The sequence below is a fragment of the Streptomyces sp. 3214.6 genome (genome assembly GCF_900129855.1).
GTDB classification, from domain to species: Bacteria; Actinomycetota; Actinomycetes; order Streptomycetales; family Streptomycetaceae; genus Streptomyces; species Streptomyces soliscabiei.
This window is the reverse complement of record NZ_LT670819.1, coordinates 115,477-129,355: the sequence shown is the minus strand read 5'-3', so window position 1 is coordinate 129,355 and position 13,879 is coordinate 115,477. Positions and strand designations below refer to the sequence as shown.

Below are 13,879 nucleotides of genomic sequence, written 5' to 3'. Positions count from 1 at the left end.
GGCTGGTTCGTATCGCGCGCACCACCGCAGAAAAGGGTACACATGTTCTATTTAGGGGAAGCTGTGACGGCTGGCGGTAACGGATGATTGGATGCCGATGTCTGGCGGCCTGATGGTTCGTTGGACACGCCGCGGGCTGTACGGCCAGGCCTGCGGGCGGCCGTGACCGCAGGGGATGGGGAGCCGACGGGTGAGTGACCGCAGTTCGATCGAGTGGACCGAGGCGACGTGGAATCCCACGACCGGCTGTGACCGGGTCTCGGACGGATGCGACAACTGCTACGCGCTGACGCTGGCGAAGCGGCTCAAGGCCATGGGGTCGGCGAAGTACCAGAACGACGGCGACCCCCGCACCTCCGGCCCCGGCTTCGGCCTGACCGTGCACCCGGACGCGCTGCGGGTGCCTCTGGGCTGGAAGGCGCCGCGCACGGTGTTCGTGAACTCGATGTCGGATCTCTTCCACGCCCGCGTCCCGCTGGACTACGTCGAGCAGGTCTTCGACGTCATCGCGCGGACTCCGCAGCACACGTATCAGGTGCTCACGAAGCGGGCGCGCCGGCTGCGGCAGGTCGCCGACCGGCTTACGTGGCCGGCCAACCTGTGGATGGGGGTGTCCGTGGAGAGCGCGAAGGAACTGCCGCGTGTCGACGACCTGCGGCAGGTTCCGGCCGCGGTGCGGTTCCTGTCGTGCGAGCCGTTGCTCGGGCCTTTGGACGGGCTGGACCTGACGGGCATTCACTGGGTGATCGCCGGAGGCGAGTCCGGCCCCCGCTTCCGCCCGATGGAGCAGGAGTGGGTCACGGGGATCCGGGACGCCTGCCTGCAGGCCGATGTGGCCTTCTTCTTCAAGCAGTGGGGCGGCCGGACCCCGAAGGCATCCGGCCGGCATCTTCAGGGCCGGACCTGGGACCAGATGCCTATGCCCGAACCTGTGCCTGCAGGCTGATCTGGCTCTTCGTCGTGAGCTTGCCCGGCGACTGGACGGCGATCACGCCGTCCTGCCGCATCTGCCGGGCCGCCTTCAAGGCGTGCTTCGGCATCCATCGGGCGCTCTCCGTCAGCAGCCACTCGCCGATCGCCTCCACGGTGGTGGCCCCGGCGCTCAGGCGCTGGGTGACCAGCTCGGCCAGCTCGTCGTCGATCAGACCTGCGGCCTGGAACAGGTCGAGCTGGCCGTCTGCTTTGGCGCCTCGGGTGCGGAGGTCGCGAAAGCTCTCGCCGTCGAGGTCGTCGACCTTCCACATGGCGTCCTTCATCGCCTTCAGGCCCGCGGTGCTGCCGGTGCCGAAGACGAGGTAGAGGGGCTGCCCGGTGCGGGGGACGAGTTCGAATTGCAGCTGGTATCCGAAGCCGGCCCGGCGCAGCGCGTCCCGGTAGGTGCGCAGCCACACGCGCCACTTCTCGTCGGGGCGCAGCTCGTCGGCGGCCGCGGTCCAGAAGCCGCGGCCGCCGAAGACCGTGTCGAGGATGTCGGCGTTGAGCTCCTCGCGGCGGCTGAACCAGTTGGGTCCGAACGTGGTGATGACTTCGCTGGAGCGGTTGCGGGCGATGCGGGACATCACCTGCAGCGGCACGTTGACGCTGCCCCAGCTGTCGAAGATCCCCAGGATCGGGTGGCCCCAGGCTCCGAGCCCGTCGAGGACTGCGAGGCTGTCGCGGCCCGCTTCACCGCGCCGGACCTCCACCCGTACCGGCAGATCCTTGAGCGGCCCGAAGCGGGAGACGAGTTCCGCCACGAGGTGCTCGTGGCGCGCGCGGTCCTTCTCGATGAATATCAGATGCACCCGCCGGGGGCTGAGGTGCATGCGGTCGACCGCGTGATGACCGAGCAGGCGGTCCAGGATGAACACCGGTGAGCCCGGCTCGCCGTCCTCGTAGCGGCCCGGGCCGGCGAACGCGTCCAGGAGCGTGACCCGGGGCCGGGAGTAGCCGGTGTTCTGGGAGGTCTGCAGCAGGATCGGCCACCAGGCGTCCAGGTACCGCTGGTACAACCGGTGCTTGGCCGCGGTCGCCGGCTCCAGCTTCCACAAGACGCCCATCCGTGCCCCCTGTTCAGGATCGCCACGGTCGGCGGCTGGCGCGTGCCAGTCGCATCCCCTGGTAACAGATGGTGTGCGCAACGACGTTCAGCGTAAAGACCGCGTATCAGCCGCCGGGGGAGCGGGCCGTCCAGCTGATTGAAGAGCGTCTGCCAACCGGACCGGCCCCTACCGGGAAAATGGCCCGGTGAGTCTGCCGCGGGACCAGCCCGACGGGTCGGCCGCCTCGTCCCCATTCGCTTACCCCAGGTGATTGTTGACTCCCATCTGCGCGGTGATGGCCCCGACCGGCTGCCTCGTCCGCCTCCGTCATGGAGTCGACGGCAGGCAGGAAGCCTGGGCTTTGATGGGCGGGGTCCGGTCAGCCGGTCTTTGACGGTTCCTCAGGACTCCGCTAACGTTCATGCCGAATCAGATATCAGAGTTTGCATGGAAGGGGCGGGTGGGATGCTGCTGACGACCGGGCAGGCAGCCCAGGAACTCGGCTGCGCCATCACCACCTTCCGCCGTCTCGTGCATGCCGGACTGCTGCCGGGCCTGTCTCACCGTGGCGTGCGCGTCATGGTTCCGCTCCATGTGGTCCAGGCACTCGGTCAGCGCCGGCATGCCCCGCTGGACCGGCTGGATGCTCAGGAGATCGCTGTCTTGCGGGTTGACGCGGCCAAGCAGGTACAGGAACCGGACCGGAGCTGGATTGGCTTCGCGGCTTCCCTTGCCCCCGAGGACCTTCTCAAGGCGCTGCGCGGCTGGTGGCGCTGCGATGCGCCGAGCGTGGCGGCCGGTGGAGTGCTGCCGGTGACCCTGTCGGGTTACGTGGTGGCCGTGCTGACCGGCCTGGAAGCCTGGGAGAGGAACGCCCAGGGCCGCTATGCCTTCCCTCACGCGCGGCTGGCGGGCTACGTCACCGACCTGGCCACGCCCGTCCAGCACGTGACTGCCTCCGCGCAGGCTGACCGGATGCTCGCTGATCTGCTGCTGGGTAGCCGGCTCGTCTCACACTCGGGCGGGGCGATCGCCTACGTCCCCGCACCCGCCGCCCGCCGTCCGGACAAGGAAGCCTGATGGACGCACAGCGCTACACCGCAGCCCTCGCCGGACTGCGCACCGTACGGGACGAGATCAAAAAGGCCCGGGCCGCCCTGGCGAAGCTGGAGGCCGAGCGGGACCGGCAGATCATTCAGCTGGCCGGGTATGAGAAGGCGAATGCGGAACGGATCGCCCCGGCGGCGGGACTGAGCCTGGCCCACGTCGTCAGCCTGGCCCCTGCGCTGGCCCCCGACCGCCTCACCACAGCCGAGACCGCCCCTTCCCACCCTGAGCCGGACGCCCCGGCCACTGCCGACGACGGCACGAAGACTCCGCCCCGCCCCACCGCCCGGAGGGGAGCGGTAGCGCCCGCGACGGCCGCCACCGCACCAGCACTGCCCGTCGCTGCCTCCCCGCCAGCCGTTCCTGCCGGGGGCCCCGCCTCCACGGAGCCTGCAGCCCCGGACGCGCCGCGTGCCCTCCCGTCGATCCCCGACGGGGCAGCGGGCAACAGTTGGTTCACGCATACCCCGAACCTGCTCTCCACGCCACCGAACTTCACCCAGCAGGCCCGCTCCACGGTCTTCCTGGACACGGACACGGGTGTGCTGGTGCATCGCAGCCAGACCTACCGCCTCGACCTGGCCGACACTTCGGTCGCCGCCATCCTGACCGCCGTCTTCCAGACCTTGCCCGAAGGCACGGAGCGCATCTACATCACCGCCGGTGACCCCTGGCACCGCGACGCCGACCGCTACCCCTACCTGAGGGATGCGGTCGCGGCCTGGCTGAACGCCCCCACGCCGGGCTGGCGCACCGACACCGGCCGCGGCAAGGACCGGATGGCCGGACACTTCGTCCACGCCCGCAACCCCGTCGGCCGCTACCAGCGCGACAACGGCGACAGCCACGTCGAAATCCGCTCGGTGGGGGAGTGGTTCGACACCGGCGGCGACGACCCGGCCACCGTCCGGGACGCGTTCGTACTGCTGTGGCAGGCCCTGCGCCGCCACTGGACCGACGCCGTCATCATGGGATCCCCGTCGCAGACCGGCCGCGACCTGTGGACGCGCACCATCCCCACCCGCGGCCAGCACGCCGAAGGCTTTCCCGTCCTGTCCGAGGAACTGCGCGGCCTGCTGCACGCCACGGCCGGCCAGGGACGCAACGAACTCATCCTCCCGCCCCGCGTGCCCGAACAACTGCCCCAACTCGTCGAGTACGACCGCACCTTCGCCTACGCCAAACACACCTGGAAGTCCCCGGTCGGCACCCCCCGCCGGATCACCGCCGCCACCTTCGCAGCCTGGAGCGAGAAGGAACAGACCCGGGCCCTGTACGGCTGCGGTCACTGGCAGGTGCGGGTCACCGTCCCCGACACCTGGAACCACGTCGGCATCCTGCCCGCCCCCGCACCGGGCGACCGCGCCTGGCACTACCCGGCAATCCCGGGCACGACCTTCACCACCTGGGCCGGCGGCCCCGAAATCCACACCGCCCTGACCAACCCCATCACCCCGTGGAAGATCGAGATCCTCGACGGGATCCTGTGGGAGGACGGCAAACCCCTCGACGACTGGGCCAAGAAACTCAAAGAGACCTGGACCAACCTCTCCGCCCAGGCCCACTTCCAGGGCGACGCCCAGCAGGCCCGCGCCGCCCACCTCGCCTCCCGCGCGGTGCGCGCCATCCTCCTGTACGGCATCGGCTCCTTCGCCCAGCGCCCCCGCATGGTCACCGGCACCACCCCCCGCACCATGGAGCGCGACGTCCCGCCGGACGCCGAAATCATCGGCTTCGACGACGAACAGATCACCTGGCAGAAGCCCACCGGCTTCAGCCGGGACCCCAACGCCCACCCCGAATGGGCCGCCGCGATCTGGTCCGGGGCCCGTGCCGCCCTGCTCACCCAGCGCCACCGCGACGAGGACACCTACGCCGGCGCCCTGCACACCGAGCCCGGCAGCGTCGTCGCCTTCCGCACCGACGCCCTCTACCTCACCCAGCCGCAGGCCTGGCCGTATCACCATCAGCCCGGCGACTACCTCCTCAAGGGCCACCTCACTGCTCCCGTGGCCGCCCCCACGACCGAGAGTGAACTTCTTGCCCTGCGGGACGCCGGACGCGCCGCCCTCACCCCGAGCGCAGGAGAGGCCTGATGCCACCCCGCCCCCGCCGTAACCGTCCCGCTGGGCAAGGCGAGTTGAACGAGGCCGCCCAGTTGGCCGACCAGCTGCAGACGGCCGGCTACTCCAAGCGTGACATCGCCCGCATCATCAACCGCGATGCCTCTTTGGTGTCCCAGTTCTACACAAAGAGCAAAGGTGCTGCCTTCGTCCCTGCCCTGCGCCAGGTCCTGGCCGCTGTCCAGACAGGCGGCATCACCGACCTCCCCGACCTCGCTTCCATCGCAGGCCGGCACATCACCCGCCGCACCACCGCCTCCGGTGCCACAGCCAGGGTGCGCGGCAAAGCAGTCCTGATCACCCCCACCGGCTCCGGCACCGGCCGCGTCGGCGCCCAGGCGATCGCCTCCGGCTCCTCCCGACTGCGCCCCCTGATCGCAGAAGCCGCCCGCCTCGGCCTGCGCCTGGCCTTCACTGTCCGCCTGGCCAAGGCCGGCTACGTGCACCCCTCCGGCAGCCGCACCGACTCACCGGGCATCCGCCGTGACGTCATCCAGCGCGCCGATCACACCGAGGAGCGCTCCTACGGCTCTGCCCAGACCGGCGGGCACGACGCCGCCGGCTTTGCCCAGCGCGTCGACGCCGCGGGCGGAGACGTCACCGCAGCCGTCCATCAATGGCTGGTGGAGACCGGCCGCATCCGCCCGGATGCGCACATCATCCACCTGGAGATCCGCACCTGGCGCCCGCGCTGATGCCTCTGGGGCGGTGCTGGGATCGTAGGTGCCCACATCCCGCCGCCGCTGAGTGACTGCCCATCCTGCTGCCGCACTGCCGGCTCGACGACAGCAGCACGGAAAGTGACGGGTCAGGACCAGCACCATCCCCGTCACCGGACTGCTCGGCACTGCCTCAGCCGCGCACTGCGGTACGCCGGTCGCGCCCCGTGCAGTGACCTTCGGCGCCGGGGCCATCGGATTGCGGGACGGAGGAGGCGCGATGGCCGGCCGGCGGATGCTCAGCCGGCCGCTGCCTCTGGCTGCGCCTCGACCGCAGCGGGCTCCGCGGCGGCCGCGGCGGTATAGAAGACGGACGAGCCCTGCTTGGTGCGGTGAGCGTGACTCTTGGCAACGAGTCCTTCGAGGGTGGTGCGCACGACGGTGGTCTTGATGTTGCGGTCGGGATGGGCCTGCCCCAGCGCTGAGGAGATTTCTGCGGCGGAGCGCGGCTCGCTCTGCTGCTCCACGTGAGTGCGGATCAGTTCGACGAGGGTCGGCGAGGCGGCTGTCGTGGCGACTGTCGCGGACGAGGCTTTGGCTGCGGTCTTCTTGGCGGCATCTTTCTTGGAGGCCGTCTTCTTCGCGCCCGCGGCGACTGCCTTCGTCGCCTTGGCCGGCTTGGGTTTCGCAGAGGCCTGCTCAGGCACTGACGGCGCAGCCGTGGTGTCCGGCTGGGCCAGGCCTGCGCCGCCGAGTGCCTGCTGCATGCTCACCAGCACACTGTGGTCGTGCTGCAGGGCACCCAACTGCTCCTGCAGCGCCTCGATCTCCGCACCGATGCGTTCCTGTTCCTTGGTGTTGCGTTCGAGGTCGCCCGCCACCTGGGCGCTGTACTGCGATGTCAGTTCGGTGGCGGGGGTCGTGTTTTCAGGCATGGCATGGGCCTTTCTTCAGTTCGTGGCCGTGGCGGTGAAAAGTAGCAGGTGCCGAGGCCGCGAAGGGATGCGGAATGTGGTCGTCTGCGACAACTGGGCCGCTCGCGACTGCTGCGGACTGCGACAGCCTAGAGACATGTACGTCCGAGCGGAGCCGGATGTTCGTGCCGAACGATGTCTCGCTCTCTCCCGCCGGGCGCGGGGCGAGGCGGCTGGCAGGGGGCACGGTCACTGCTGCGCAGCTGTGCGGTCCGCTGTGGCCGGGGACGGAAGGTGCCAGGAGACTTCGTCGGTCTCCCGGTAGTACCGCCAGGAAGTCAGCATGTGTGTGGTGACCAGCCGGTCCAGGAGCTCCTCGGTCTGGTGGGGTGAGTGCCCGCACAGGCGGGCGAGCACCTCCATGTCGGTACTGCCGGCCTCGCCCGACGTGCAGGAGGCCACGACCAGGGCGGTCAGTTGCACGGAGGGCGGCCACCCGGCAGGCGGAGCCATCGGGGCGGGACGCAGCGCCCACTGGGCGGCGCGGGCCCGCATACGGCGCCCGGCTCTCTGGGTGAGGACCGCGGCATCGAGCAGCTGGGCCTCCACGTACGGATGCCTGCCGGCCCTGCAGCACAGCCAGCCGGCATGCTCCAGCTCCTCCCACAGTTCCCCGCGGCCGTACAGCCGCATGCCGCGCAGCAGGCCGCCCGGCAGCCGGACATACGCGCCGGCATCGGCGCGCAGGGCACACTGCAGGGCCAGCAGACGGGCGGCCGGGGAGGTGAAGCGGGGCAGCGCCGCCGCGAGATAGGTGAGCATCTCCCGCACCCGCATGCGCTCACCCGGCCCGTGAAGCGGCCTGGGCGGAGCAGCAGCCGGCGCGCGGGACACCGGGCATCTGCGCCCAGGCCTGAGCGACGTGTCGGGTACGACGGCCGTGTGGCTCATCGCGGCCGCGCAGGCGGCGCAGGCGTCGGCCAGACGCCAGGTGCGGCCACTGCGGTCGCAAGTCAGCGCGAGCAGAACCGGTCCGGCGCACCCGCGGTGGCGACGGTGCCAGGCGCACCCCCGCTCCCGGCACTGGCAGGTCCGCAGATGCGGCGGCAACACGTCCGTTCGGGCATGACGGGCCAGATGCGTCAGCGCGGCGGACCGGGCGGAGGCGGCCGGCAGGGGAGTGGCTGCCGCGCAGCGGGGATGCGGGCAGGCCAGCAGCGGGCCGCCGGCCTGCGGATGCAGCCGCACCGTCCAGATGCGCTGCACCGCTTCGCGCGTGGTGGAGAGCCTCATCGGGCCCGTGGTCCTCCGATCGATCCGTGCCGCTGAACTCCCGCACCCCACTCGGCAGGAGGCGGGAGCAGGCCGCACCGTAGCGCTGGTCCCTGCACTGTGAATGTCACCCCTTCCCTAGCAAATAGTGCAGAGGTCTGCACTGACAGGGCAGGGGTCTGCACCGTCGGATGGTGGGGTGACGATCTTGCCGCCCGATCCCGACCTCCTCGCGCTGCGCGTCGAACTCGCGCGGCTGAGGGGCGAGCGCGGCTGGACCTTCGACGAACTCGCCGGCCGCAGCGGCCTGGCCCGGCGCACCCTCATCGACCTGGAACACGGCCGCACCACAGGCAGCGTCACCACCTGGCATGCCATCGCCCACGCCTTCGATGTCCCCATCGAACAGCTCCTCGGGACGCTGTGCTCCGACCACACCCCATCCGGCACGCCGCAACCCTGACCCGCTCGCCCGGTACCTCCGCCACCGCGGCGCGACATCACCCGAAACGGTGACCAGGCATCGAGCGGGCGTTCATGCTGTCGCATGCGCGTTCCCTTACCGTGCGCCATTCGCTGGACAACAGGTGCTGCCGCACCAGCCATGCGGCACGCCGCCTGGCACGTTCACCGCATGCGCCCTCACTCCACCTCCGCCGCCCGCCACTGGGACGGCAGCTCCCGCGCCGTCCGCCTTTGCCGTCCGCTGCGGGTGGCTGCCACCAGCCCCAGCCGCCTGCTGCGCACCGGCCAGAGCGGCCGCTGCCGCTGGTGCGGCAACCGCATCAACTGGCACCAGCGCGCCGACCAGCGCCCCATCGACCTGCACCCGACCGAACTGACCACCGCCCACGTCCCCGCCTCCTGCCGCTGGCACCTGAGCAGCGGCATTGCCCACCCGCACGGCGACGGCAGCGCCTGGTGCCGCATCCCCCACACCGTGCTCTGCCCCCACCACCCCCCAACCGCTCCGACCAGCCCTCACATCGAAGCCGTACGCCGCCAACTCGCCGTCCGCACCCGCCGCCTGATCGACACCGGCGTCTTCACCCCCGCCCCGGCCGCCTGCGAACCAGCCGCCGGCGCGACGGGCCGTCCCGCCCGGCCTGTCGTGCAACTGCTGCTGGGCCGCTACCTCGCCGAGACCGCCATCGAGGACGTCCGGTGCGTGGCTCAGACCCGACACCGCCACCGCTGCCCGCAGCCCGTGCTCGCCCACCACGCCCCCCAAGGCCTATGGACACTGCTCCCCGCAAGCTCGCAGCGCGGCCAACTCGCCTTGCCCGCCACCTTGATGGCCGTCTACGACCTCAGCCGCCTGCCCTACGCCGAGCAGCTGCGCTGGCGTACTCAGCGCTGCCCTGCCCACGCCGCCCATCCGGGCGCCGCCGACCTCGCCCTCGCCGGATGGCAGGTCTTCGACCCCCTTCTCCACGCGGCGCACATCCACACCCGCCTGCCCCACGCCGTACCCGGCCCCCACGGGAAGGTGTGACGATGCCCCACCACGCCCTGGACATCACCCTGACCCGGCCCCTCACCCCGGCCGCACTCCACCGGGCCACCCGCACGACGCCGCTCGCAGCCAACCACGACGCCACCCACCTCCTGGCCCTGGTACCCGCCAAAACCCCGGGAAAGGCCCTCAACCGACTGCGCCACCAGACCGGCGGACTGCTGCCCATCGACGTGATCACCACGCACTACCCCGACACGGACGGCAAGATCCTCCTCAACGTCGCCTTCCCACCCGCCACACACGCTGACCTCCAGGCCGCCGCCGACAGCGCGGGACAACCACCGCGCCTCTTCCTGGAACTGGCCCTCCAGCGGGCCCTGGTCCGACGCGTCGGCGAGGAGGCCGAGCGCCTCGACCACGTCGTCCAGAACCTGCTCGCCCACACCACCGCACCCCATCTCCTCGCCGCCGTCGGCCGCGCCCTCACCCGTACCCCCGGAGCCGCGCCGTGCTGACCCCCACCGACGAACAGCAAGCCGCAGCCGACGCCTTCCACGCCGGCGAACACCTGGCCCTGCAAGCCGGCGCGGGCACCGGCAAAACCACCACCCTGGCCCAGCTCGCCCACGCCACCCGGCGCCGAGGCCGCTACCTCGCCTACAACCGGGCCATCGCCCAGGACGCGCGCTCTCGCTTCCCGCCCACCGTCACCTGCAAGACCGCCCACGCCCTCGCCTACGCTGCCGTCGGCCACCACTACACCCGCCGCCTGGGCGCACCCCGCCGTCCGGCCTGGCAGACCGGACAGGCCCTCGGCATCACCAAAGCCATCCGGATCGGCGAACGCGACCTGTCACAAAGAACGCTCTCCAACGCAGTCCTGCGTACGGTGGCGCGCTTCTGCCACACCGCCGACCCCGCCATCACCCGCCACCACGTCCCCCACCTGCGCGGCCTTGACGACCACGCCCTGCACGCCCAACTCGCCGCCCACATCGTCCCCTTCGCCCGCAAAGCCTGGGCCGACCTCCAGCACCCCGACGACGGCGCGGTCCGCTTCGACCACGACCACTACCTGAAAATCTGGGCCCTCACGAGCCCGAAAATCGCCACCGACTTCCTCCTCCTCGACGAGGCCCAGGACACCAACCCCGTCGTCGAACAGATCTTCCTCGACCAACGCGGCCACACCCAGCTGGTCATGGTCGGCGACTCCGCCCAGGCCATCTACGACTGGCGCGGCGCCAAAGACGTCATGACCGGATTCGACGGCACCCAGCTCGCCCTCTCCCAGTCCTTCCGCTTCGGCCCCCGCCTCGCCGACGAGGCCAACCGGTGGCTGGCCATCGCCGACGCCCCCCTCCGCCTCACCGGCACCGAGACCGTGCCCACCGAACTCGGCCCCCTCACCCGGCCCGACGCGGTGCTGTGCCGCACCAACGTCGGCGCCATCGCCCAGGTCATGGACTTGCTGAACACCGAACACCGCGTGGCCCTGGTCGGGGGAGGAGACAGCCTGCGCACCCTGGCCCTGGCCGCCCACGACCTGAAAGAAGGCCGCCGCACCACCCATCCCGAACTCGTTCTGTTCCCCTCCTGGGGAGAACTGCAGGACTACGCCGCCCACGACCCGGCCGGACGCGATCTGCAACCACTCGTCGACCTCGTCGACACCCACGGCACCGACGCCATCCTGGCCGCCGTCGCCCAACTCGTCCCCGAGCAACAGGCCGAGATCACCGTCTCCACCGCCCACAAAGCCAAGGGCCGCGAATGGCCCCGCGTGAGAATCGCCGACGACTTCACCCCGCCCAAGGACAGCGACCAACTGGACGACACCGGCCGCGCGGTACCCGGCCCGATCGACGACGGCGAAGCCCGCCTCGCCTACGTCGCCGTCACCCGCACCCGCCACCACCTCGACATCGGAGGCCTGTCCTGGATCGAGGACCACCCAGCCGCATCCCTTTGATGTTGCCCCGCTTGACCAGCTGGGCGATGGCTCGGTGCGCTGCGGTCGGGCCCTCGGTGTCCTCTTGGCCCGCCTCGGGCTCGAAGTACTCTGCGGGCATCGCCTGCCGGGAAGCGGGCATCGGCGCCGCGGCAGCCAGCAGGGCCGAGTAGCCAAGTGGCTCAGTGGTGTTGGCCTCCCACCATTTTTCGGGGTCAGCCATGGCCTCGGTCCGGGCGCCGGGGTTGTCGGGGTCACGGACGGCGGCGACCTTCCCCACGATGTCCTGCACCCCCCCCAGCCGGTCTTCACTCCCGAGGCGAACGAGATGCCGGCACCCAGCAGCAGCGCGTATACGCCCGGACTCGAATGGACGTTCAACGCCATGGCCATCGGAGGCTCGATTAGCCCCCCGGCCGGGACGGTGACCGGACCGGTCGCATCGTCGCTTGCCATGTCAATGTCTCCTTCTGCCGATGCCTCGCTCGGTGAACGAAGCTTCATCAGCTCGAATAGCAGGATAACGGAATTATCGTCACTGTGACGATAATGGGTTGATCCCCGCTGTGTGATGTGAACCACGAAGGTTCGTACTAGCTCTGAGCGGACCCGCTCCGGCGACAGTGTTGTGTGATCCGGTCATCGCTCGGGTTCCGACCTCCTTCAGTGCCCGCCACAGCGCGGCCACGTCCACGTCGCAGCCGGTCTCCTCGATGAGCTCCAGCTCCTCGAGGACCACCTTCGATACCCTGGCCGTGATCCGTGCCGCCTTCTCCAACTGCGGCAGGGTCGACAAGCGTTGCTTGTCCGTGGACCGCTTCGCCGTGCTGATCAACCGAGTGGCCATCAGGATCTCGAACAGGTCCAGCGCGTCGTCGATCGCCTTCGCCTCCAGGTGCCGCATCACCGCGGTGAGTATCGCGGTGCGCTTGGGCTCACTGGTCCGCTCAAGCTTCGGCGCCCTGCTCATGATCCGCACCCACGAGCAGTGCTCATCGCGTGCGGAAGACGCCATCCCCGCAGGAGTCAGTGCTCACGAAACTGAGGCCCCTAGGCCTCGTCACCGGCGGCAGCCGGGGCATCGGCAAGTCGCTCGTGGAGGAGCTGTACTCGCGCGGCGTCGGCAAGGTCTACGCCACGGCACGTGATCCGCCCGGTGGAGCGAGGGCGGCGTCGCCTCAGCCTTGCATATGAAAACCGAATCAGTTTAGAGTGATCCAAAACCGATCGGTTTACTGGTGGTGGCAGGTGTGACTTCGATAAAGGGCTTCGCGGCCTTTAGGAGGTAGCGGCCGTCCGGGTCGGCGTCCGCTAGAGCGACAGGGGCCGCCCTCCAAACTATTCGCCGGTTTTTTGCTTTCGCAAAACCAGCTATATAAGGAATCGTGATGAACGTTTCAACTTCTCTGTCCGACAGCGTGATAAGCAGTGTGATCGATGCCCGCTGGCAGGCTTTCCCTGGAGCTCACGGCGGTCATGTGGCGGCCGTGGCGCTTGGCGCCGTACGCGACGGGTTCGCTTCCGGCGCCCAACCGGTCCGCAGCATGACCACGCACTTCTTGTCTCCCGCCGACGTCGGGCCGTTGCACGTCTCCGCAAGCGCACCGTCCGTCGGCCGAAGCGCCGCGACCTGCGTCTTCGCTGGCCGCCAGGGAACCGCGGACGGTTCCCCGGTCCTCGTAGGCTCGGTGGTGCTCGGCCCCGCGCGCCCGGGGCCCGCGTATGACGGAGAACGCGCTCCGGCCGTCCCGTCGCCCGGCGACTGTCAGCCGATTACTCTCCCGGCGGACATCGCGTCTTTCTCCCGGCAGTTGGAGATACGCGCCGCGGGCCAGGAGCGCTTGCCGACCGGCGAGGAGCGCGCGGAGTTCCTTTTCTGGGTCCGATTCACCGACGGGCGCCCCCTTGACGCGGGCGCGGTGGTCACTCTCACCGACGTCCTGCCGCCCGGTCTCTACGCATGCGGGCATGCCTCGCGCCCAATGCCGACAGCCGAGCTGACTGTCCACTTCACCGACGTGCTGGACGACCGTGCCCCGGAGGGCTGGGCGCTGGTCCGGAACAGGACCGCGCAGGCGGGCGGCGGTTGGGCCGTGGACGACAGCGCGGTCTGGTCCGCCGACGGCCGTCTGCTGGGCCTCGGCCGCCAGGCACGCGTCGTGCTGAATCAGGCGCAGGTCTCCAAGAGGGTTGGTCACGAGAGCTGAACTGCGTGCCGATACCGGGCCACGGCTCAGTCATATGCCAAGGAACCCGTTGCCTGGCCTTGTCGGCCCCTACTTAGGGGGCGTTTCCTCCCGCTATTTCCCGGATCGTGATGTGGGTCCTTCCGTCCGGCTGCTGAGCGGCACGGGCCCAATCCCTCGGTCGGAG

General features: G+C 70.1%; 12 protein-coding genes and 1 pseudogene. 9 read left to right on the top strand and 4 right to left on the bottom strand.

Translation table 11 applies throughout. The features are described 5' to 3' along the window. Window positions 1–190: 190 nt before the first annotated feature. A complete protein-coding gene (locus B5557_RS00525; protein ID WP_079657253.1) occupies window positions 191–946 on the top strand; it encodes a DUF5131 family protein in 756 nt (251 codons plus the stop codon). Here the strand turns inward: B5557_RS00525 and B5557_RS00520 are convergent. Then, window positions 918–2,039 carry a three-Cys-motif partner protein TcmP gene (locus B5557_RS00520; RefSeq protein ID WP_079657252.1) on the bottom strand — a complete coding sequence of 374 codons (1,122 nt, stop codon included), beginning with the start codon at window positions 2,037–2,039 and terminating at the stop codon, window positions 918–920. The two genes, B5557_RS00525 and B5557_RS00520, sit on opposite strands and share 29 nt — an antisense overlap. A gap of 447 nt (window positions 2,040–2,486) precedes the next feature. Between B5557_RS00520 and B5557_RS00515 the strand changes: the two genes are divergently transcribed. Genes B5557_RS00515 through B5557_RS00505 form a run of 3 tightly spaced genes read left to right on the top strand, consistent with a single transcriptional unit; the run spans window position 2,487 to window position 5,946 of the window. Next, window positions 2,487–3,101 carry a DNA-binding protein gene (locus B5557_RS00515; RefSeq protein WP_079657251.1) on the top strand — a complete coding sequence of 205 codons (615 nt, stop codon included), beginning with the start codon at window positions 2,487–2,489 and terminating at the stop codon, window positions 3,099–3,101. Further along, entirely contained in the window at window positions 3,101–5,224 is a 2,124-nt protein-coding gene (locus tag B5557_RS00510; RefSeq protein WP_079657250.1) for a hypothetical protein, read from the top strand. Before B5557_RS00515 ends, B5557_RS00510 begins: the two co-directional genes overlap by 1 nt. Next, window positions 5,224–5,946 carry a helix-turn-helix domain containing protein gene (locus tag B5557_RS00505; RefSeq protein ID WP_079657249.1) on the top strand — a complete coding sequence of 241 codons (723 nt, stop codon included), beginning with the start codon at window positions 5,224–5,226 and terminating at the stop codon, window positions 5,944–5,946. The genes B5557_RS00510 and B5557_RS00505 overlap by 1 nt, the downstream gene beginning before the upstream one ends. Window positions 5,947–6,209: 263 nt before the next feature. Here the strand turns inward: B5557_RS00505 and B5557_RS00500 are convergent, their stop codons facing one another. Continuing rightward, window positions 6,210–6,845, bottom strand: coding sequence for a hypothetical protein (locus tag B5557_RS00500; RefSeq protein WP_079657248.1), 636 nt, complete (start codon window positions 6,843–6,845; stop codon window positions 6,210–6,212). A gap of 228 nt (window positions 6,846–7,073) precedes the next feature. Next, window positions 7,074–8,117 (bottom strand): hypothetical protein, encoded by a 1,044-nt coding sequence (locus tag B5557_RS00495; RefSeq protein WP_079657247.1) that lies wholly within the window; start codon window positions 8,115–8,117, stop codon window positions 7,074–7,076. A gap of 178 nt (window positions 8,118–8,295) precedes the next feature. Between B5557_RS00495 and B5557_RS00490 the strand changes: the two genes are divergently transcribed. The 4 genes from B5557_RS00490 to B5557_RS00475 all read left to right on the top strand — a co-directional run bounded on the left by B5557_RS00490 (window position 8,296) and on the right by B5557_RS00475 (window position 11,527). Then, a complete protein-coding gene (locus B5557_RS00490) occupies window positions 8,296–8,559 on the top strand; it encodes a helix-turn-helix transcriptional regulator (RefSeq protein WP_079657246.1) in 264 nt (87 codons plus the stop codon). Between the two features lie 171 nt (window positions 8,560–8,730). Then, window positions 8,731–9,591, top strand: a complete 861-nt coding sequence (locus tag B5557_RS00485; RefSeq protein ID WP_079664502.1) for a DUF6083 domain-containing protein — start codon at window positions 8,731–8,733, stop codon at window positions 9,589–9,591. Further along, window positions 9,588–10,070, top strand: coding sequence for a hypothetical protein (locus tag B5557_RS00480; RefSeq protein ID WP_079657245.1), 483 nt, complete (start codon window positions 9,588–9,590; stop codon window positions 10,068–10,070). The genes B5557_RS00485 and B5557_RS00480 overlap by 4 nt, the downstream gene beginning before the upstream one ends. Further along, window positions 10,067–11,527: a UvrD-helicase domain-containing protein gene (locus tag B5557_RS00475; RefSeq protein ID WP_079664501.1), complete on the top strand. Its 1,461-nt coding sequence runs from the start codon at window positions 10,067–10,069 to the stop codon at window positions 11,525–11,527. The genes B5557_RS00480 and B5557_RS00475 overlap by 4 nt, the downstream gene beginning before the upstream one ends. 595 nt (window positions 11,528–12,122) lie before the next feature. Here the strand turns inward: B5557_RS00475 and B5557_RS44390 are convergent. Next, window positions 12,123–12,536, bottom strand: a pseudogene (locus B5557_RS44390) (Tn3 family transposase); the annotation flags it as partial. A gap of 358 nt (window positions 12,537–12,894) precedes the next feature. On the opposite strand from B5557_RS44390, the gene B5557_RS00465 reads away from it, so the two are divergent. Then, window positions 12,895–13,713 carry an acyl-CoA thioesterase gene (locus B5557_RS00465; protein ID WP_079657244.1) on the top strand — a complete coding sequence of 273 codons (819 nt, stop codon included), beginning with the start codon at window positions 12,895–12,897 and terminating at the stop codon, window positions 13,711–13,713. Window positions 13,714–13,879: the final 166 nt, after the last annotated feature.

Bases quoted from the DNA above. Each gene is read 5' to 3' on its own strand.
- B5557_RS00520 (WP_079657252.1), bottom strand. From the start codon at position 2,039: ATGGGCGTCTTGTGGAAGCTGGAGCCGGCGACCGCGGCCAAGCACCGG.
- B5557_RS00515 (WP_079657251.1), top strand. From the start codon at position 2,487: ATGCTGCTGACGACCGGGCAGGCAGCCCAGGAACTCGGCTGCGCCATC.
- B5557_RS00510 (WP_079657250.1), top strand. From the start codon at position 3,101: ATGGACGCACAGCGCTACACCGCAGCCCTCGCCGGACTGCGCACCGTA.
- B5557_RS00505 (WP_079657249.1), top strand. From the start codon at position 5,224: ATGCCACCCCGCCCCCGCCGTAACCGTCCCGCTGGGCAAGGCGAGTTG.
- B5557_RS00500 (WP_079657248.1), bottom strand. From the start codon at position 6,845: ATGCCTGAAAACACGACCCCCGCCACCGAACTGACATCGCAGTACAGC.
- B5557_RS00495 (WP_079657247.1), bottom strand. From the start codon at position 8,117: ATGAGGCTCTCCACCACGCGCGAAGCGGTGCAGCGCATCTGGACGGTG.
- B5557_RS00485 (WP_079664502.1), top strand. From the start codon at position 8,731: ATGCGCCCTCACTCCACCTCCGCCGCCCGCCACTGGGACGGCAGCTCC.
- B5557_RS00465 (WP_079657244.1), top strand. From the start codon at position 12,895: ATGAACGTTTCAACTTCTCTGTCCGACAGCGTGATAAGCAGTGTGATC.